This is a genomic window from Negadavirga shengliensis (assembly GCF_042652345.1).
GTDB classification, from domain to species: Bacteria; Bacteroidota; Bacteroidia; order Cytophagales; family Cyclobacteriaceae; genus Negadavirga; species Negadavirga shengliensis.
Genome location: NZ_JBHSJJ010000008.1, coordinates 253,272 through 274,126, shown reverse-complemented (window position 1 = coordinate 274,126; position 20,855 = coordinate 253,272). Strand labels below are relative to the sequence as shown.

13 protein-coding genes are annotated in these 20,855 nt (G+C 38.2%); 1 reads left to right on the top strand and 12 read right to left on the bottom strand.

All coding sequences use genetic code 11. From position 1 onward, the window contains the following. The first annotated feature begins 961 nt into the window (after window positions 1–961). On the top strand, window positions 962–5,392 hold the full coding sequence (locus tag ACFPFU_RS15635) for a malectin domain-containing carbohydrate-binding protein (protein WP_377065712.1): 4,431 nt from the start codon (window positions 962–964) through the stop codon (window positions 5,390–5,392). Between the two features lie 246 nt (window positions 5,393–5,638). Here ACFPFU_RS15635 and ACFPFU_RS15630 read toward each other — a convergent pair whose 3' ends face one another. From ACFPFU_RS15630 to ACFPFU_RS15575, 12 genes are all read right to left on the bottom strand, one after another. Continuing rightward, window positions 5,639–6,598 (bottom strand): hypothetical protein, encoded by a 960-nt coding sequence (locus tag ACFPFU_RS15630; protein ID WP_377065711.1) that lies wholly within the window; start codon window positions 6,596–6,598, stop codon window positions 5,639–5,641. A gap of 293 nt (window positions 6,599–6,891) precedes the next feature. Further along, entirely contained in the window at window positions 6,892–7,761 is an 870-nt protein-coding gene (locus ACFPFU_RS15625) for a hypothetical protein (protein ID WP_377065710.1), read from the bottom strand. 11 nt (window positions 7,762–7,772) lie between these two features. Further along, window positions 7,773–8,777: a Gfo/Idh/MocA family protein gene (locus ACFPFU_RS15620; protein WP_377065709.1), complete on the bottom strand. Its 1,005-nt coding sequence runs from the start codon at window positions 8,775–8,777 to the stop codon at window positions 7,773–7,775. Continuing rightward, a complete protein-coding gene (locus tag ACFPFU_RS15615; protein WP_377065708.1) occupies window positions 8,770–9,798 on the bottom strand; it encodes a DUF354 domain-containing protein in 1,029 nt (342 codons plus the stop codon). Before ACFPFU_RS15615 ends, ACFPFU_RS15620 begins: the two co-directional genes overlap by 8 nt. Next, the gene (locus ACFPFU_RS15610) at window positions 9,782–10,981 is read right to left on the bottom strand and encodes a delta-aminolevulinic acid dehydratase (RefSeq protein WP_377065707.1); all 1,200 of its coding nucleotides are present in this window, start codon (window positions 10,979–10,981) and stop codon (window positions 9,782–9,784) included. Before ACFPFU_RS15610 ends, ACFPFU_RS15615 begins: the two co-directional genes overlap by 17 nt. Before the next feature lie 121 nt (window positions 10,982–11,102). Continuing rightward, window positions 11,103–11,849: a glycosyltransferase family protein gene (locus tag ACFPFU_RS15605; protein WP_377065706.1), complete on the bottom strand. Its 747-nt coding sequence runs from the start codon at window positions 11,847–11,849 to the stop codon at window positions 11,103–11,105. A 272-nt stretch (window positions 11,850–12,121) separates the two neighbouring features. Next, entirely contained in the window at window positions 12,122–13,438 is a 1,317-nt protein-coding gene (locus ACFPFU_RS15600) for a glycosyltransferase (protein ID WP_377065705.1), read from the bottom strand. A 54-nt stretch (window positions 13,439–13,492) separates the two neighbouring features. Next, on the bottom strand, window positions 13,493–14,245 hold the full coding sequence (locus ACFPFU_RS15595) for a hypothetical protein (protein WP_377065704.1): 753 nt from the start codon (window positions 14,243–14,245) through the stop codon (window positions 13,493–13,495). 316 nt (window positions 14,246–14,561) lie between these two features. Further along, window positions 14,562–15,521: a hypothetical protein gene (locus tag ACFPFU_RS15590; protein ID WP_377065703.1), complete on the bottom strand. Its 960-nt coding sequence runs from the start codon at window positions 15,519–15,521 to the stop codon at window positions 14,562–14,564. Window positions 15,522–15,817: 296 nt separating this feature from the next. Continuing rightward, window positions 15,818–17,071 (bottom strand): glycosyltransferase, encoded by a 1,254-nt coding sequence (locus tag ACFPFU_RS15585; RefSeq protein WP_377065702.1) that lies wholly within the window; start codon window positions 17,069–17,071, stop codon window positions 15,818–15,820. After that, entirely contained in the window at window positions 17,059–18,435 is a 1,377-nt protein-coding gene (locus tag ACFPFU_RS15580) for an MATE family efflux transporter (protein ID WP_377065701.1), read from the bottom strand. The genes ACFPFU_RS15585 and ACFPFU_RS15580 overlap by 13 nt, the downstream gene beginning before the upstream one ends. A gap of 47 nt (window positions 18,436–18,482) precedes the next feature. After that, entirely contained in the window at window positions 18,483–20,852 is a 2,370-nt protein-coding gene (locus ACFPFU_RS15575) for a GumC family protein (RefSeq protein WP_377065700.1), read from the bottom strand. Between the last annotated feature and the right edge of the window lie 3 nt (window positions 20,853–20,855).

Genomic DNA, 20,855 nt, shown 5'->3' with positions numbered 1-20,855 from the left:
GACGAACATGTCTCTAAAATACTCAAAAATCCTTCTGGGACACCCAAAACAGCAAACTGAAAATCATTAAACCAAACATTATCAATGACTTATACGAAAATGGGACTGACGACTGTCGAAGTCAGGACTATAGATTTAAAAAATGGGCTGCTATTGGGAACAGAAAAAAACCGCTTGGTTATAAATATTGTTACTAATTTCCTTATTAAAATAGGTTATCTGATTTTTATTATGTTTTCCTGCCAATGATAATTTCACTACGGAAGGGTGAATTGACCGCCAAGGCAATTCCAACCTTATTGCCTGGATATCATTGATCATCCGGCGGCCTTTTTTATTGCGTCGAAACTTTTTCAATGCTGGCAAAGCACAGCTCTCCTCTTTTCTGTTGCAACTTTAAGCCCTCGAGATCAGACCATATGATAAGGAATGCTTTGTCTGAATACATTTACTTAAAAAAATATCAAATTTTATTTTTGCCCATTTTTATTGCTTAAAGCAAAATAATAAGTACAAAAAACACAATTCGTTTATCCAATTTTAGTTTGTCAAATCAACAAAATCCGTCAGCATTTACCGGTTCTTAAAATTTGTTTTTTATAATTTTTGACTTTTTATTAAGAAAAAATAAGAGAAATTTAAAATTTCATATTGATCAATACAAAATTCAAAAAATTAAATTCCAAAAATCAAAATACTGTTTTATCTCTATAAAACCCGAAAACCAATAGACGAAAACATGAATAATAAAAACCTAATCTATCCGGGTAAAAAATAACAAGTAAAGTAAATAAATGCCATGAAAAAAAGAATTACGAATCTAATGATGTTATTATTAATGTCATTTACATGTTATGATTCAATTGCGATTGATTACTATTTTTCCACCCACTTGGGCGATGATAGTAGGACAGCTAATCAAGCACAAAATCCATCCACCCCTTGGAAATCAATTGATAAATTGAATTCTATAATTAAAAGCCTGAAACCAGGAGATGCTGTTTATTTTCGAAGGGGAGAAACGTATTTTGGGACGATTCACATTGAAAACTCGGGAAGCCCGGGAAGCCCTATAAAATTTGGAGCATATGGCTCCGGAAACAATCCTGTCATCACATCATTAACGCCATTGGTCGGGTGGAAATCTGTAGGAAACGGCAGGTTTGAAAGCAACCAAACTTTAAATACCCAAGATGTGGGTATTGTCCTGATTAATGGAGAGAAAAAAGAACTGGGCCGCTTTCCCAATGCCAATGAAGGAATAGAAGGTTATGTCACCATTGAGCGTACCACCGGCGGCAATTCAGTGACGGGAACCGGTTTCAGTGGGTCTCCCAACTGGTCCGGAGGGGAAATTGTAATTAAAAAAAACCAATGGATTATAGACCGGCATAAAATAACCTCACATAGTGGCAGTACAGTAAATTATGATAGAGTGGGTAGTCAATACACCCCAAGAGAAGGATATGGCTTTTTTATTCAAAATCACCTTAACACGCTTGACGAGCCAGGGGAATGGTATTTCGATGTTTCAAAGAAAAAATTATACATTTACTTTGGTAGCCAAAACCCAAGCGGAACAATCGTTCAATCAAGCACCCTCCCGCATTTATTAACCAAATCTTATAATGCCAGCCATTTATTGATTGAAAATATACATTTCAACGGATCATCAAAAGATGCCATCAACGTTGCGGGGGGAAGAGACATTACGTTTAGAAATATATTTGTAGAAAATGCTGGTGAAAATGGTCTGCTTTCATTGAGTGTACTCGAACTACTGATAGAAGACAGCAGAATAAAGGATTGCTATAATAACGGACTGTTTTTACGCTTTGGAAACGCGGGCGCAAGGGTTAAAGGTAACAAAATAGAAAACACCGCATTGATACCTGGCAGAAATGAAAATGGGGACGGTAACGGAATAGGAATATTTGCAGTATCAGACAACATCATCGTGGAAAACAATATAGTTGAAAACACTGGGTTTAACGGTATTAATTTCAATGGCAACAATACAGTAATAAAAAATAATTTTGTCAATACTTTTTGCTTGATAAAAGGTGATGGAGGAGGAATTTACACTTATGGCGGCCATAACAATCCGGACGCTCACAGCAGAAAAATAACCGGAAATATTGTAATTAACGGGATTGGAAGCAGGGGAGGACTGCCCAACAACACAGCGGTTAACTTCCGACCTTTAGCTGAAGGCATTTTTTTGGATGATAATTCCAATGGTATTGAAATTTACGGAAACACCGTAGCACATATCACAAACAACGCTATTAAAATGTCCAATACCTACAATGTAGTGATGGACAATAATAATCTTTTTGATTCTAATGTATTATTAACATTGGGCAATAGTACCATAGGTGGGGACGCTAGGAACATCTCAGTAAAGAACAACATCTTTTTCTCCAAAAGGGCAGACCAGAATACATATGCTATACGCTCACATAAAGATGATATTCGCCAGATGGCGGATTTTGACCTAAATTATTTATTCCGTCCCTTTGGGGATCAATTTTTTATCAGCACCCGATACGTGAATGGGTCAGGCAACAATGTTGAAGGAATAAAAAATTTAGAATTATGGAGAAACGAATTCGGAAAAGACAGGAATTCCAAAAACAATATTGTTGAAGTAGACCAGTATAGGATCAACAAAAAGATAGGGTCAAATATTTTTGCCAACGGAACATTTGATAAAAATGTTCTGGGCCAAGGCTGCAATAGTTGTTCATCCAGCTGGGATTCCGGAAAAATAAATGGGGGCACATTGAAAGTTACAGCCCCAGGTAGCTCTTCGGTCAGAATTGACGTGGGAAGTTTGAAGAAAGATAAAACTTACTTGGTCAAATTTAAATCATTGGCTAGCAAAGAGGGGAATATCAGGACCTATTTTCGACACTCTGAATCTCCTTGGCAAATTGTTTCCACAATGACTTCTTTCGAACTTAACGGGAAAGTAGCCACCTATGAAACCGTTCTATCTCCCGTTGCGGATATCGAAAAAGTTTCACTGATGATAGCGACCCAAGAGACCGATTTCACTTATTGGATAGATGATTTGGAGATTATGGAAGCGGATGTGACCATGGTGAATCCTGACGACGAAATAATATTTGAATATAACACAAGTAGTACTCCAAAAACGATCGCATTGGGTGGCACTTATGTGGATGCCACAAAAAAAGAATACAGCGGATCTGTTACCATTCCGTCCTATGGTTCCGTAATATTAATCCGCATATCAAATGAGGGGGCTCCTGCCATCATTGAAGAAACTAAAGCACCGGAAATTCAACTGGTGCTATCGGAAGATCCTAACAATTTAAAAGAAGGAGATGACATCACACTGAAAGGAAAAATTACCACCAATGGGTCAGAAATTAAAAAGGTGGATTTTTATTGTGGCCTGGAATTGATAGCGTCGCGTGCTTCTGAACCTTACGAAGCCGTATGGAAAAATATACCTAGTGGAAGTCATTACGTATGGGCATCTGTATACGATGTAAAAGGAAATCAGGCTGTTTCCCAGGAAATCGCATTCGATGTCAGCGCTCCTATTGCAGATATCATAGATCCGAATAGACTGGGCAACCCTGGTCTATCTCAGTTCTATAATTTTGGAAGCAATCAAAATGTCTTCTTTCAAAATCAGAATTTTAAATCTGAGAACACTTCATTTTTCAGTTCGGGAAGCAAAATAAGCTCAAATGCCAATGCCAGTGACCATCCCATCTTTCAAACGGCCAGATTTGCGTCAAGTTTAGGTATTACTATACCGGTCCCCAACGGGGTTTACACCGTTCAGACCTTACACAACGAAACGTATTTTGGTAAAAACGGGCCTGCTGACAGGGCAGGACAAAGGGTATTCGATATTTCACTCCAGGGCGAAGTAGTAAAGAAAGGTTTTGACATGTATGCGGAAAGCGGCAACAAAGAAACAGTTCTGACCTTTCAAAACATAGAAGTCAAAAACGGTCAACTGAACATCAACCTTCAGGCTTCTGCCAATAATGCCACCATCTCCGGAATCGCAATTGTCCAGACCTCAGGGGAACTTGGTCAGGATAAGGGAAGCGATTTCAAGTTATCTTTCAATACCAGCAATATTGGCAATATCTCCTATCTTAATACAGATTTTGAGAGACTACCCAACGATTATCTGCTTACGGCGAGTTCCAACATAAGTTCCAATAGCTCAGCCAGTAAAGACCGGCTGTTCCAGTCGGGCAGATTTGCGGCCGATTTAAAATATGGCATTCCTGTGCCCAATGGTACTTATACCGTCAAAACGTATCATAATGAAACTTACTTTGGCAAAAATGGACCGGCTGCCAGGGCAGGACAACGGGTGTTCAACATTTCAATGGAGGGCAATCTTGTAAAAAAAGATTTTGATATGTTTTTAGAAAATGACAACAAAGAAACCATCCTTGTCTTTAAAAATATAGAAGTAAGAGACGGTTCTCTCAATATTGATATGATTGCTTCAGCTAACAACGCCATTATCTCAGGTATTGCCATTGAACGACAATCAAGCGACGGAACTGCTGCTTCCAGTGGATTATTTCTAAACACGGGATCCAACAGGGAAGTATCTTTTCAAAACATCACCTTTGAGAACACTCCTAAATATTATTTGCTGACAGAGAACGCGAACACCAGCAACAACCCCTCCGCCAGCAATGAGGTATTGTTCCAGTCTGGAAAGTTCGCATCTAATTTAAGGTATCATATTCCCGTACCCAATGGCACGTATACTGTCAAAACCTATCATAATGAAACTTACTTTGGCAAAACCGGGCCAACGGCAAGAGCGGGGCAAAGGGTTTTCGATATTCTGATAGAAGGAAAAGTCGTCAGGAAAAATCTCGACATGTATGTAGAAAACGGGAACAAAGAAACCGTTTTGATCTTTGAAAATATCGAAATAAATGATGGAGTGGTCAATATTGATATGGTTGCCTCCGCTAATAATGCCGTCATTTCGGGGATAGCTATTATCGACGAAAGCGGACAGAATCAACTGGGTACTGCACACCTAAGAGGGTATGGAGAAACGGATACCTACTTTTCCGAATCCACTACAGAACCCGATAACCGGAAATCGGACGGCATGGATGATGTTAAAATATTTCCTAATCCTGCCAGTGAAAAAGTGTTTATCGAATTGCCAATGGATACTGAATTTGGAAAGGTTTTGATACATACTACCGGAGGCCGGCTTATAAGCCAATACAACCTGGAATGGATTCACCTGGAAGGAAATAAATACATAATCCCTCTCGACGGTCTCTCCCAGGGTGTTTTCTTATTGAGCATTACAGAAAAAGAAACCATAATCAAGAGACAAAGACTGATTGTTAATCCTTAAAATCTCCAACATCCAAAAAAGAGGCTGCCCCAAATTGACTTAAGGCAGCCTCTTTTTTATGCTACACCATGTTCCTATTGGACCTTCACGTTTATCCGAAAGTTAACCGTTCCAATTTTAACGTGAAAAATCTTAAATCCACTGAATTTTCAGACCGTCCATAGCTCAACATATAAAAAGTAAAGCCCTGATCCTAAAACGGCTTTTGCGCCGGATTTATGGAAAAAGAACAGTTTATTGTAAATATTAAACAACATGTGGGACTAAAGTCTGAAGCTTTCTGTATATATAGGCAGCCGTTCCCTTTTCCGAACACTTTTCCTCCCACCACTTTATGGTTTTTTGTTGAATCCCGGCCATCGTGTCCAAATCATCAATCAGATTTTTTGCAATAGCAAGGCCTTTCCCCCAATCCTCAATCTGGATGATAGGTGAATTTTTATAAAATTCCGTTTCCGGAAGTTTTTCTGATATGATCACACAACCTGCTCTCATGGCTTCGAAATGTCTGAAACATTCCGTCATATCAAATCCTTTGGGACATAATACAATTTTACTGTCCGCAAGAAATTCTCCATACTCATAGGGTGAAAAACCTGTTTTAAAAGAACTATTGAACATTATGATTGAATCGGGAAAATAATCACTAAAATCTGTCCTCAGCTTTAACAATAATGCTCTGTATTTTGTGGTTTTGTTCCAAAGCCTTTCTTTCAAAAAGGTCTGGGAAGGCAATATTGGTTTCCATTTTGAAAAATTACGGTAAAAATCAATTCGGTTATTGTTCAAATTTCCTCTAAAAAACACATTAAACTTCCTCTCCTTAGTAGGAATAATTGGCAGCTGCGGCACGTCCTTGACATAACCTAGAGGCAAGGGAAATACATTGTCAAACTTTACACTAGTGCCGATATAAGCTTTAAAAACTGCATAATAATCCCTCACATATGGGCTTGGGTCTGAACCCGATTCATCAGAAAAATACAAGAGGACTTTTTTGCGCTTGGAGTTGTATGAAATACTAACTGGATATGTGTCACCTTTAAAATTGGAGTAAATAAAAAAATCATATTCATTAAACTCCTCTCCCATAACATCTTCAAGGTTCTGAAACAATAATCTGATAAAAAGCGACTCATTCAATTTATGAAATTCATGGAGTGAATTTTCATCAAAATGAAGATTATCGTATCCAAACAACTTCATAACTACCTCATATTCAGAAATATGGACATAATTTTAGACATTTGTCCCTCCATATAATCACTCTAAAGAAATCTATCCGACAAGTAATAATAGCTTTCCGCACAAATCAACCAAAGTTATAGTAAAAACTGCTTTAGGTATATATGATAAAGGTAACAAATTACACTTTTATATATTTAAAAAAACAAATAAAATATTTGAAACTTCAAAAAAATACACCACAGATCAGTCTTGGATTTACCCATTAATTCTTGGCATTAACATGGCTTGTCGATTTGCAGTCAAATATCCCCTCATACAGATAAAAGCTTTCGACTGTATACTTCTATCAATTCTTTAGACTGGTGGATATTGGCCCTGGAAGAAGCGCCGAAAAGTATGGAATCCACACCTTCCAGGTTACATACATATTCAAAAGCTTCCGCCGGCCTGAGGGCGCCCGCGGCCAAAACCTGCATGGCCACTAATTTACACCGTTTTTGGGCAATCACTTCCTCGTATACTTTGATGCCTCCTGACATTCTAAAGCCGATTTTGTTGATAGAAGCGCAAACAGTGGGGTTTTCAATGCCTGCTTTTTCCAAGGTGTCCAATAACAAGGGCAAATTCATCGTGATGAAGCCAGGCTCGGCGCCGTGTTTATGCTTCACATGGTTATAAAAAGTAACCAAAAACTCAGTCATCCCCAACCCCAGCAATAAATCGGTTATGACATTCTGCATCCAGATAACCGGCGTATTTATTCCCTGAAACATTTTGAGTTCCGCATCGATCATCAGTTCTGCCAGTGCGGAAAAATCCTTTTTTACAAATGCCAGCCCACCTTTGGCAAAGGTGCTGAAAATGTTCCCTGGCACAAATTGTTTAATAGTGCCCATGTAACCCAATTCAGTAACAGCATTGGCATACTTATGGGCATAAGGCATACAGGGATAAATTTTAAAATCCTGGTATTTGCTGTCATTTCTTATGGTGTCGCAGATATTGGCTATCCGGTCATGGGTAGTACACATAAATGTACTGATGCCTTCGTCTATAGCAATATCCAGCACATCCATAATGGCCTTATCCTCTTGAAATCTGATGGTCTGTGACCTGGATTTTTCGTCAGAACTATGATTCACGCCGAAAAATTGATTATCGCCAAATAGTATTCTATCCATGATTTTGTTAATTAAGCGCTTAATAATTTAGTAATCAGTGCATCGGTGAAACCGGCACTTTCAAATGAACTCTTGTTTTCTTTCTCCTTGCCCTGCACGCAGGCAATAAAGTGATCCAACTGGGAACTGTATTCCTCGCCCCTTAAATAATAATCCACATTTTCCGTCAAATCCGTCAGGTATTTTACGGTCCATCCCTTTCTCAAACCTTCCCCTAAATGCTCTTCTTTTAGATATATTTTAACTTCCGTAGCATCGGCAATGAGCTTTCCCTTTTTACCCAAGATGGTTATCTGGGTATTCATTTTCCGGTGTGTCTCATCGCTCCAGTTTACCGAAAGTTGCCCGGTGATTCCTGATTCCAAAGCCATGCTACTGTAGACCGCATCTTCTACTCCTTTTGAATAAATACTTTTCAAAAGTGTCCCCGATACAGAATCGGATTTACCTAATAAAAAGTGAACCAAATCAATTGTGTGGGAAGCGTAGTCATACAGACACCCTCCTCCCTGTCCCTTCTCGGATCTCCAGGTACCGCCTTTTTCCCGCAGCACCACCGGGCCATAGGATTCTGCCATAAAATGGTAAACCTCTCCGATAAGGTCGGAATTTAATAACCTCTTGACCTCATTGAAAGTACCCAGAAATCTGTTGTGGTAACCTACTTGGTTAACCAGACCTTTCGATTCGGCTTTTTTTGCCAGCATAATGCCTTCTTCAACATCCAAGACAAACGGCTTCTCACAAAAAACGTGGATGCCGTGGTCCAAGGCGTAAGCAACCATTTCCGCATGGTGTTTCGTGGGTGAGGCTATGACCAGACAATCCAGCCTGGCCTTTTCGATCATCTTTTTGTAATCTGCATAAAATGGATAGGGAGAATATTTTTTGAATACATCCATCACCAAAGCAGATGTATCACAAACACCCACCAGGTCAACATCGGGGTGGGCACCCAAAATGGCACAATGGGAAATCCCCATTTTCCCCAGGCCGATAATTCCAGCTCTAATCATTATTTTTAAAGTTTAACAGTTCAGTTTTAAACAGTTTATATGCTTCTTTTCCTTTTTCGATCAAAATTCCGCTATTGACCAATTCCCGGTTTTGTTGAATCATCTTTTCGATAAAAGAAACGTTGAGATCCGGCTTATGAATCAGGAAATTTTCCTGGATCAGAAATCTATCCACATCCAATAATTCTCCTTGGTAAACTGAGATGGTAGGCACGCCAACCATTGCCATCTCCCTGGTCATCGACCCCCCTGCCCCAATGAACAACATGCATTTTGTGGCGACTTCGTCAAACGGTATGGGCTCTAAAGGCACCTCCAACTTGGAAAATTTTTCATGGGAATAATGGCGAAGTTGGTCTTCGTCTCTTACGAGTACAGTAACGGGGTACTTCTGGCTGAGCTCAATTAAAACATCGTCCATAAAATTGAGCTTACCGGAATAATACTGCGCGGTCTGTGGTTCAGGCCGGACATAAATTCGCTTGCAGCAATCAGGATGCCGCCTCAATGCCTGGATTTCCAAACCTTTTACCCACAGGTAAACACCTTCTTTTATGCCCGGATATTGTTTTAGTTTTCTCTTTTTTGCTCCCTGTTTCGCTATTTTTTCCAAAGAAATGTTTTCAGGGACGAATATCCTTGAAGCAAAGTAAAAGCTTGGAATGTTTCCCAACGCATGCTCATTGTCATTGGTATATATAGAAGGGAAGCCCAATAATTTAGCCGTGATTGGCAGGTAGAAACTGCTCTGGCATATCCCTATATCCGGCCTTATGGATTTTAAGAATCTGTAAAGTGACAATACCCTTAGGGGAAAAGCAAACACTTTCCTGAAGAAAGACCGCTCGGCCCTGTCTCCCACAATGGTGTGGACCCAGTTCCGTTGCTGTACCAACTGGACAGTATTGGCCGAATCCCTACAGGTAAAGACAAATTCGTGACCCTCAGCAGTGAGTTCCTTTACCAAAGGATCAAAGAAACTCACCTGCGGCGAGTTGATAAAATCAATCCATATTTTCATACTTCCTGCTTTTCACGTTGGACTTCATTTCAACAAGATATACGCTCAAGGCCAGAAACATCCACGCTTGTGCCCATCGCATATAGGGTATTTTAGAGGTAAAAAGCCTATTGATCTGGTAATAGAAATAACCTCTTGGATCCTGCATGTTTTCTATCGTCCATACCAAAACCTTTTCGGCAATTTCCTTATGTTGATGAAACCGTTCCAGTTTATTGAGGGTAATGACAAGTTGGGTAGGGGCATGGATATCTATGGGATAAATGCTGTTGTTGTAGTATTTCGGAATTCCCTCTTCGGTGAAAAAAGTGTTGATATAATACGCAAATCCTTTTTCAAGGTATTCTTTGTACTCATCATCGCCTGAATATTTCATATAATCAGCCAGGCATTCCAAATTATATCCGGTATGAAAATTATCCACCCATTGATGAAAACCGTAAGTTCCGTACCCCCAAGCCCCATCCTCACGCTGATGTTTACAAGCAAAGGCCACGGATTTTTTAGCTTGTTCTACAAGTTCATCTTCCAGGGTATAGCTGTAAACCCTTGATAAAATTCTCGATCCCAACAATGAAGCATTGAATACCACACTCTTGTCCAATGGTGAATAGGAGAAAGAAAAATCCCGGTCCTCATCATAAGTCCTGTTCAAATCCTTTAAGATGAAATCGCAGGCACTGCGTGCGGTCTTCAGATAGGCCTCATTTCCCGTTACTTCATAGGCATCCAGCAGCGCGGAACCTATGAAAGTGGTTGCCACTACAGTAGGCGTATGTTTCGGTTGGAAAAAGGCCCTGGATTGCCAATCAAAATTATAGCCCCAACAGCTCCCGCTCCAGTTTGGATTTTGAAGCTCGATCAACTTATTGGCAAAAAATACAATCTTGTTTCTATATTCTTCAGAAGGATCCAGTTGATAAAGGTTGCAATAAGATGACAGGAACAACCCTAACGCTTTGGGATTGTATTCTTTATCTATTCCTACATAGGGTCTCAGATTGATGGGGGCTCGTTTAAAGAACTGCGTCCAAGCAAGCTTGACCACAGGTATCTTCGAAACCACAGGGATTTTGTTGAAAAATCTACTGTTTAGGCTGTCATAAGGATCATAGCCTTTAAATTCTTGCAGCTCGCAATAATCCGATAATTTTTGAAAAGCTGATACTATGATTTTTTTCATATTGATTATTTAATAAAGAGCGTATTGTCCAGGAGTCATTTGGACAGTGACAGCTCCAATATGATTGACTGGTAATTATTAGATATGTATACGGCCCGGCTTTCTTCAGACAAATCCGGTTTTAAGTAATTACTTTATGCAGTTTATCGATAAAAAGCGGCCAACTATTTGTTTTACAAAAATTCATTCTTTCTTCGTCGTCTGAAAGGGTGTTTTCCGAAGTTACTTTGGCAATCTCAAAAATGTCATCAAACGAATCATACGTTTTTACAAAGCTGAAGTGATTGCCTATATCTCTAAATGCTCCGTGATTAGGGCCGATGATGATTGAATTCATTCGAATAGCATCAATCAAGGTTCCTGAACTTATCACGGTGACGGAATTATATGTAAAAAGAGTAAACTTACATAGGGATGAAAACGTCGCAATCTCATTTAATTCAAAAAACTTATCATAAAAAGTGACATTATCCGACATCATTTTCAATAATTCATTTTTATAATCCTTGTCCGGGCACTTCCCAATAATGAGCACTTTGAAATGATGCAAACTGGAATTTTCTTTGATATATTTTAGAAATTTATCGATTCCTTTATATGGAAAAACAGTGCCCCATATTAAGAAATCATACTGTTTTTCGGAATTTGTAGGATTGTCAAATACTTCTCCAACTGGATGGATAATCACTTCTGTTTTGGATTCGGCTTCAGGATAATTTTCTCTTACAAAATCCAATCCGGATTCTGAATGAGTGATTATTCTGTCTGCCCGCTTCATTAACACCTGAAACATATAATCTGTCAATTTATTGTCCTGACGGTGATGGGAGCCCTTGTTGTGCAATATCCATACGATCTTCTTTCCCATGAGATTCGACAACCAGGCGAAAACGGTGAAACCAAGTATTTGGATTCTCCCGAACTTTTTTTCCGCTAAGAACTCGATCCAGTTTAAAAAAAACAGGTCTGCTTTGAAAAAGCATAAAAATAAACTGATTACCCCCCTGTTGGGGATATTCTCGTTTACGAGATGATACTTGCTTTTTATTGATTCCTGAAAATGATATAGATAGGGATTCGGACTACCATCGGTTCTGTTTTTTACCGGATATAAAAAAACCTTCTTCATTGTTTCCTTATTCAACTCAATGTCTTGTCAACGACTAACGAAGACAGCGTGTTTCTGAATTTCTCCCTGACAGTTTCCGCATCATGTCTATCTTTAGCGATATTTATTGCGTTGTTGGCTATTATTCTTCTTTCCTCTAAATGAAGTAACATCGATTTCAGCGCAGTCTTGAGCAAATCTTTGTCATTTTCTGCGACCACTTTAGCCCATGAGTATTTCTCAGCATAACTAGCAATGGCTGTATCTTTTGGAGCGAAGACCAAAATTGGCGTTCCACTGATCATATATTCGGAAGCCTTGGTAGGCATAGAATATTTTATAAATGCAAGAGAGGAATCTGAAAAATCATAGGGCAAAAAAAGAATATCCGCCTCGGCAAAATGCTTTGGCAGGTGTTCATAAGGAACAAACCCTCGAACAACTACGCATGCATATTTCTGACTCCATTTAGGTACTTGGCTCACTTGTAAGACCAATTTCAAACTAAACCCCATCTCCTGATTCAATGAATCAATCACGTCCGCCATCATTTCCAAAGAACTTTGAATTCCCAATCCCATCCTACCAGCGTAAAGGACAACAGGGTTCTCAGGCAGATCGTAACTGTTCCTTTGATAGCTGCTCCAAAAATCCAAATCAATTGGGTTATGGAAAGTTAACCATTTATAGCCATATCTGGACTCGTATTCCTGTGCCATTGACTCGCTGATACTCAGATGAAGTGCTGTCTGGCTTAACAGCTTTCTAAACTCAGAATCGATTTTTCTGTACCAAAATTTCCCTAACAACCCCTCATGTTTAATCAGTTCAGGCCAATCATCCATCATGTGAAAAATCATTGGTTTATGTAGGTAATTTTGGATTTTGGAACAAAGTAAGACCGCATCCCTTCTTTGAGCCTGGGCATAAATTATGTCCGGTTGGAACTTATCCAACCAATTACCCAAATCTTTAGATAACTGATATTTTGCGATACTGTTGGAAAACCCTGTCCACTTTAAGAACGGATTAAGATAACCTTTTACAAATTTTGACCTAAATGAAGGATTTTCTGAAGGAATCGGGTTTTGACTTTCAAATTCAAATGGCCCAGAAGGATATTTTTTACTGAGAACATTAAAAGGGAATGCCCATACATGTTCTTTATACCCCAACTGATAATAATTTTCACATACCTCCATATTTGTGTTCCCATTTAACAAATAGGGGGAACAAACTACCGCCAGTTTGCCCTTTTCCCATTTAGAAAATAAGTTGGAAAGTGTAATCCCCCCTCCCGTTTCATTATTAAATGGTTGGCCCACTATCAATACTTTCGGTAGATTCATTAAATTATATACTGGTTTATGTTTTTTTCTTATTATTCCTGGTTATGGGGTATATTAAATCTTCTTAAGCTCAAGCCGTTGTATAAAATCATTTAACTCCGCCTTATTCCCCTCATAATAAGTAGGATAAGTGTTGTGAAAAATATCGAATACTTTTTGAGGAGTTGATGCCATATCATAAGTTTCTTTCATATCCCTCAACTTCTTTTCCAGATCCCTCCTGCTATCATATACTACAAAACACTCGGCGAGGGTTCCCGGTCCATGTATAGAAGGATTTTCATCTAACCTCCATGCCATCGCCCAGGAACTATCAGGCGTAAAAACATACGCTCCACAACTCAGGCATTCCGCGATTGGCACTCCAAATGACTCTCCAAATTGGATAAAATAAAAAGTAGCTTTTTTATAGATTTCCCTGATTTCCTGAATAGAATATTTTTTTGATAAGGCGATATAGGGAATATGCAATTGTTCCAAAACACTGATCTGCTCATTCCGGGTTTTTTCATGTCCCTTTCTCTCAAAGTCCACCACGGCAAATAAACCGTTTTTTACTTCAGGTTTAAGGCCTGTACATTTAAGGTACATCCCTATCTGATTCCAGGGAGGAGAAGGCTTTTGACGGACTTCTGTCACTTCTGAGACGGAAAGATGCCAATCGAATAATTCAGAAGTATGATGTCCTTCTTTTTTAAATAACTCAATGATAGTCGGCGCATTCCCTAAATAATATACCCCATGATATATAAGTGGAATATTTTCAAGGTACATCTTAACCTTCAAAAGGTCATATTGGTCTTTCAAAAAACACCTAGGACTGGTTTCTATGACTATTACCGCGTCAAATCCTTTTAATTTCTTTATAAACTGTTTGTCGTGAAAATAATTTACGGCCTTATAGATAAACCATGAAAAGCGATTATATTTTTTTTTGATAACAGCGTAATTCAGTAATCGTCTAAAAACATTTATTTTAAAAAAAACCTTGGCATCATGTCCATGCTCTGACAAGAATTCCGCCAAACAATTGGCCAAAACTTTTGGACTGGCATTGCTAGGTTTGGTTACTAGTGCAAATTTTAACATATATAGCTTTCTGATAATTTAATTTCATTTTTATTTACGGCCTAAAATAAGCCAGCAAGAAGTTTTCAGGTAAATTCCTTATTACATTCGAATAACAAATACCCACTGCAAACCAAACGATCATATAATTCAAAGTAAAAACTTGGACGGTTGACGGATGGGTATTGAGCAGCCAAAACAGTATCCATATTGCTGAGGCTTTTGACAGGAGATTTTTTGACCGAAATAGACCATTGTAAATAGCAGGAAGCAATATCAACAGCAATAACGTAAGATTTATTATTCCTCCTTTAAGGATCATATTCAGGTAATCTGTTTCAATAGTCCCTCTAAGATTACCCTCACCCATCGTAGGTGAATAATATCGCCCCCTCATCCCCCTACCGATCACCCAGTCAAGCCCCTGCATATCCTTGTAAAAATACCTTTCCACTCCAGATCGGGTATCTTCCATACCTCTCTTTTCAAGGTATTCCAATATTTCTATCTCCTGTGAATTTATATAATAAGCCCCAAAGGCAGAAATAATAAAAAAAGCAGACAATGATAAAATTGTCATCAATAACCTTGATTTACTTTTTATCCAAAAAATAACATAAAATATAAATAATGATCCAACAGTCATAAACAATAGACCCCGTCTAGCTCTCACCATGGCAAAAAAAATCGTTAAAAGCAGCACACCAAGGGCATACATGTTTTTAGGTTTAGAATGATATATAAAAGTAAAGAGGATAAAACCAATAGGTACTGCAAGCGTTTTAGAAAAATACTCTACAATTTCACGGCTCAAAACATCTTTCTCCTTCTCCATTAAATTTGAGATAAACATGATGTCATATATGATATAAAACACACTCAAAATGATGATAACAGCAAAAACCTTCTTATAGTAAATCAGTTTTTTGGGAAACAACATCACCAGGGGAGTGAAATAAAGAAAACCACCAAACCACGCATCCAAAATAGTAGTCTTCATATCTCCTTTATCCATGGACAACCCCCTCAAAAAAATAATAGAAGCCCAAAACATAAATATAATGAACAATATTTTGATATATTCATTATCAAATTTAAATTTTATAAGCCTTATCCAGGCGGGAACAAAAATCATTATCCCCAACAGTTGAAACGCCTGAAAAAAAACAATATTGACTTGTCTTGTTTTTATTATTGTCCAACTGGCAGTATATATAATAAAACCAATCCAGAAAAGGTTAAGGGTGACCAATTCCAATCGGTCATAATGCAAAACACTTTTTAGTATTTCTTTGGCACGGATTCGCACAATTATGCTTGATGATTAATAAAAGAGAACAAATCGTTGTGTTTCTCAAGGATAATAGCTTTATCAAACTGTGGTAGCAGCCTTCCTTTTAAACCGTTGGTTAAACAGTATTCAATTCCTTTGGAAAAATCTGCCGCATCCTTATAATCAGCTAAATAACCATTTCTCCCATGTTCTATTATATCAGGGATGCCTCCTGTTTTGAAACCTACGACAGGAGTGCCACAGCACATACTTTCAATAATGGTAGTAGGGAGGTTATCAGCCAGAGAGGGGGCCACAAAGACATCCGCTGCGTTGTATATTAAATTTGTAGTATAATCATCGCGGATAAATCCCATGAATTTTGAATCGAACGGTATTTCATTTGCCAAGTCTTGACGCGAAGCATTTCCAAAAACCAATACCCCTATTTTTTTTTCACTCAGCTTATCCCTTAGATTATGTAATGCCTCTTTCAGATAACCCCATCCTTTATATGGACTGTTAATAAAATTCGCTCCAAAACATATAATATGGTCATAGTTTTCCATATTTAATATTTTCTTGGCTACATGTTTGTCAAAAGGTTTGAACAGTGTATCATCGATCGGATTAGGAATTTGGAAAACCGGCTTGTTTTGGGTAAGAGGTGCCGATTTTGCCAAGTTAAAGAGCCAGGAACTCGGTGAAACCAGATATATATTATCATGTTTCCGATAAAATTTTTTCTTTTCTTCAAATTGCTTATAGGAAACATCATTTTCTTTCCTACTTATTAGCAAGGGACACTTACCGCAGTGCGTAAGAAATTTTTCACAGTCAAAACTGTAGGAGCACCCGCCGGTCAATGACCACATATCATGCATTACCATGATCAACGGCTTTCCTAAATTCGCCAGTTTGTCTAAACTTTTGACACTTAAAAAACCACCCAATACCCAATGTATATATATATAATCTGCCTCTTTAACTAAAGGATGGGAACTGACATCCGAACCCATAAAAGATAAAGTAAAAGCCCCATGGATTTTGCTTTTTTTACGGGTCACATAATCTTGTAATCTTTGATTGATCTTTCTAATCAATAATCCTTTTTTTCCCAAATTTTGGATTCTAGGATTCCCTTTCACATCAGAATTAAGTGATAAAACAAAAGAGTCAAAGCCATGCTCTAAAAGCGCATCATGTAACCTGATGGTGTAATTTCCAGAAGGGCTGGATCCAAACTGTAAATGAACTACTTTATTTTTATTTGGAGGTATTACCTTATCCATATACCTTTTTTATTTTTATAAATAATCAAATAATATTGAATTGGAGCAATGATAATCCCGTTAAAGTTGGCTATTAATGATGCAATGAATAAGGAGTATACTCCCATATCCAAATATTTAATCATGGCCAATGCTACGAGAATATATATGATTGGGCTTACAAGACTGGCCCAAAACTGTATTCGCAAAGCGCTGATACCATTTAAAAAATTAACAAATACATTCCCGAACATATAAGTGCTTACAAAAATGAAACCCCAGAATGAAAGGATAAAATCGATTTCAACATTTCCTCTCAACCAGATTCTGTAGACTTCATCAGAAAAAATCAGCATCACTGCTCCCCCACACACTAATAATACAATTAGCTGGAGGTATTTTTTGATCGCTTTCCGGATCCAACCAATATCATTTTGAAAGTAGGCGTCAGTAGAGGCAGACCAAAAAGGGGATAAGAAGATCCCAAAAGCCATCCCCAACATATTGAAGTATTTGTAAACAATATTGTACGAAGTAACTTCATAGGTACCAAAACTTTGCGCTATGATTATATTCGCAGATTGGTATTGGATAAGGCCCGCAACCTGAATTATAAAAAAAGTCAGTCCTAAATTAAACAATCCCTTTGAATGCTTGAAGTCAATTTTAGATATTTTGGGTCGATAGTTATAGTATTTTCTCCTAAAAAAAATCAAGTTGGCTATTCCCAAAATAAGAATTGGCGACAGGCATAAGGCTACTCCTAATTTAAGTAACGAGCCTTCCGTTGTTTTTACCAATATGGCGATAAACAAGAGCGAAATCAATTGTCCGAATAAATCTATTAGTGAAGCCTTGGCGGGTTGTTGATCAGCTGTAATTAAAGTATTGATGATTTTAAGAACAAACTGAAGGCAAAAATAGGTGAATACGATGACGGCTAGTAGAGATACTTCAGATCGCATCTCCGAGGAAACGTTCAAAATAGATACCCAATCCAAAAAAGGATTCACGAAAAGAAAAACTAGCCAAACCCCTGAAAAAATTATTGTTAAAATAGCGTAAGTAGTACTAACGTACATTTGAGCGGCAGCATGATCTCCTTTGGCTTTGGCTTCCGCAAACTTATTCCTCAATCCATGTGTTAGGCCTATATTGAAAAAACTAAACCACCCTACTATAGAGCTCAGGGTCAACCATATCCCATACCTTGTAGGATTAACATAATCAATAGTGAGGGGAACCATAATTAAACTAATGGCGATACTCCCCCCCTTTATTAATATAGATCCTAAAATATTCTTTCTGGCCTTGACTGTTCTCCCCTTTCCCTTGTGCAAATATGCTTTTGAAAGGGTAAGAAGGGAGGTAAGCTGTTTATTCATCTAATATGTTGAATGATTAAAAATCCTGAGACAATAACTTTGAAAAATCAAGAATAAACGCGTCGTCTTTTAATGTCTTTTTCAGTGTATCCATATCCATAATTGTAACCATAATACCCGTTTCCAATTTTGGCATCATTCATCACTATCATGGTTTTTTTAAGTTTATTATTCAGCTTAAGCTCTTCAAGAAATATTAAATTATCTTTAGAGGTATAATTATATCTAACCAAGACCAAAGCCAGATCTATATAAGGTGATAAGTTAAAGGCATCTGAGACGGTACCAACAGGAGCCGTATCTATAATTATGTAGTCAAACCTTTCTTTAAGACATTTAATCAGAAAGCCTGCTTTCGGACTTAACATTAGCTCAGCAGGATCTTCGGGAATAGCTCCACATCCAATGAAAGACAACCCATCAATTATTTCACTTTCGATAATCAATTCATCTAAGGAAATGCTCTCCCTTGACAGATAATCCGAAATACCCCTTTTGGATTTAAGGTTTACACTGCTCAGGAGCGCAGGCTTCCTTAAATCAAATTCCAAAACAACTACTTTCTTGTTCGCTAAACTTAAACTGGAGCCTAAATTTAGACTGAAAAAAGTTTTTCCTTCCCCGCCAATGCTGGATGTCACAAGAATGACCCTGTCTGGCTCCCCCTCATGTAGAAATTTGAGATTTGTCCTGAGCAACCGGAACTGTTCAGCAATGGGAGTCCTTTTTTTGTTTCCCATAGCCAATGCACTCTTTTCTTTTGAGTGGGAAACCTCTCCGATAATGGGAAACGGAATAATTTTTTGAACTTCAATTTTTTTTAGGATTTTATTACTGATATTGCTTTTAATATACACAAATCCGATAGGAAATACAATTGAAAGCATCAACGCCATCCCCAGAATCACCACCTGATTGGGTTTAACCGGACTACTGCTGGCAGACGCGGTATCAATCACCCTTGCATTGGAAATCGTTGTTGCTGCTAGTGATAATTCAGACTCTTCCCGTTTATTCTGAAGATAAAGGTATTGTTCCTGCTTACGGTTCTGCTCCCGCGTAAGTTCGAGCAACCCCCTTTCAATTTCAGGTACCCTTGATAACCTTGCATCCAACCGATTGATGCTCGCTGAAAGATTTCTGTTTTCTATCCGCAAGCTGTTCTTAATGTTGGTTAAATTGGTTCTGATATCTGATTTGAGCGCAGTCAATTGCTCGTCGAGAGACACTACAAGGGGGTTACTTGGCTGGGTAGTTCTCAAAAACCTGTCCTTTTCGGCCCTTAACTGATTAAACCGACTGATTAAGGCCACTAGCGTGCCGTCTTCAATGGAAAGATTACTGGGAACTTCAGCACCCATATTAGAACTACTGTTTAGGTAGGACTCAATAGACTCCAAAACTTCCAGTTGGATTTTGTTCCTGGAAAGCTGGGCTTCATAATTTCGGGTGTTCTCCACAAATGAGGAATACTCTGAGCCCGGACTGGTTATGCTGTTGTTCCTTTTATATGCTTCAATTTTCTCCTCCACTTCCCCCAATTCTTTTATCAAAGTTGATAGTTGTTGGTCAATGAAAGCAATCGTGTTTTCAGCCGTTATGTTTTTCTCCTTAACTGCCTGATGGTTATACTCCTCAATTAATCTGTTCAAAATGTCTTTACCTTTTTCCGGAACCGCATCAGTTAGACTCAGATTAAGGACTGAAGCAAATTTATTAGATACCGCTACCCTTAATCTACCGTTATAACGACTTGCCAGTTGGTCTTTGTTATTTAAGGCAACAATTAAATGACGGGGCGTGTCCTCGTTAAAGTCAAACTGTTTTTCAATGGAAAATATTCCATACCAATTTTGAATCTTCTCTCCATAGTCAAAAGTCTTTCGGCTGTTTTCGGAAGATTCTATTTCAAAATTTTCATCGTGTATATAGACATTCAATCTCCTATCATCGGGCGGCACAATACTTCCATCGCCCTCCTCGTGAACAATCACGGAAATTGGCACCTGTTTGCCATATAACTCTTTCTCTCTTGAAAATCTATCGACTACGTAAAATGAAGCGTGTAGCGGCAAATCCTCTATGGCGTCCCGCATTAAACTATAAGAACCCAAAACTTCAATCTCATTTTCGACCTGTTTAGTAGTTTCAAATGCTTCTAGATCGCTCATCACTATGTTTTGTGTAAAATCAGAGCTTTTATTGACTTTTATCAAAATGGATGAGGAAACACTATATAAGGGCGTGGCAAAAAACAAGTATACGATTGCCAAAGCGACAATTACAATAAGGGAAATCAGAAATAGCCACCAATATCTTAAGTACTGTACTAAAATTTCTTTAATATTGATAGGGCTGGACTCCTCGTCCCGAAATCCATCCAATAACATATCAGATAACAGATCAGATTTTTTCATAGT

Coding starts and splice junctions, on each gene's coding strand:
- ACFPFU_RS15600 (WP_377065705.1), bottom strand. CDS start 13,438: ATGAATCTACCGAAAGTATTGATAGTGGGCCAACCATTTAATAATGAA.
- ACFPFU_RS15585 (WP_377065702.1), bottom strand. CDS start 17,071: ATGGATAAGGTAATACCTCCAAATAAAAATAAAGTAGTTCATTTACAG.
- ACFPFU_RS15610 (WP_377065707.1), bottom strand. CDS start 10,981: ATGAAAAAAATCATAGTATCAGCTTTTCAAAAATTATCGGATTATTGC.
- ACFPFU_RS15630 (WP_377065711.1), bottom strand. CDS start 6,598: ATGAAGTTGTTTGGATACGATAATCTTCATTTTGATGAAAATTCACTC.
- ACFPFU_RS15580 (WP_377065701.1), bottom strand. CDS start 18,435: ATGAATAAACAGCTTACCTCCCTTCTTACCCTTTCAAAAGCATATTTG.
- ACFPFU_RS15575 (WP_377065700.1), bottom strand. CDS start 20,852: ATGAAAAAATCTGATCTGTTATCTGATATGTTATTGGATGGATTTCGG.
- ACFPFU_RS15625 (WP_377065710.1), bottom strand. CDS start 7,761: ATGGATAGAATACTATTTGGCGATAATCAATTTTTCGGCGTGAATCAT.
- ACFPFU_RS15620 (WP_377065709.1), bottom strand. CDS start 8,777: ATGATTAGAGCTGGAATTATCGGCCTGGGGAAAATGGGGATTTCCCAT.
- ACFPFU_RS15615 (WP_377065708.1), bottom strand. CDS start 9,798: ATGAAAATATGGATTGATTTTATCAACTCGCCGCAGGTGAGTTTCTTT.
- ACFPFU_RS15605 (WP_377065706.1), bottom strand. CDS start 11,849: ATGGGAAAGAAGATCGTATGGATATTGCACAACAAGGGCTCCCATCAC.
- ACFPFU_RS15590 (WP_377065703.1), bottom strand. CDS start 15,521: ATGGATAAAGGAGATATGAAGACTACTATTTTGGATGCGTGGTTTGGT.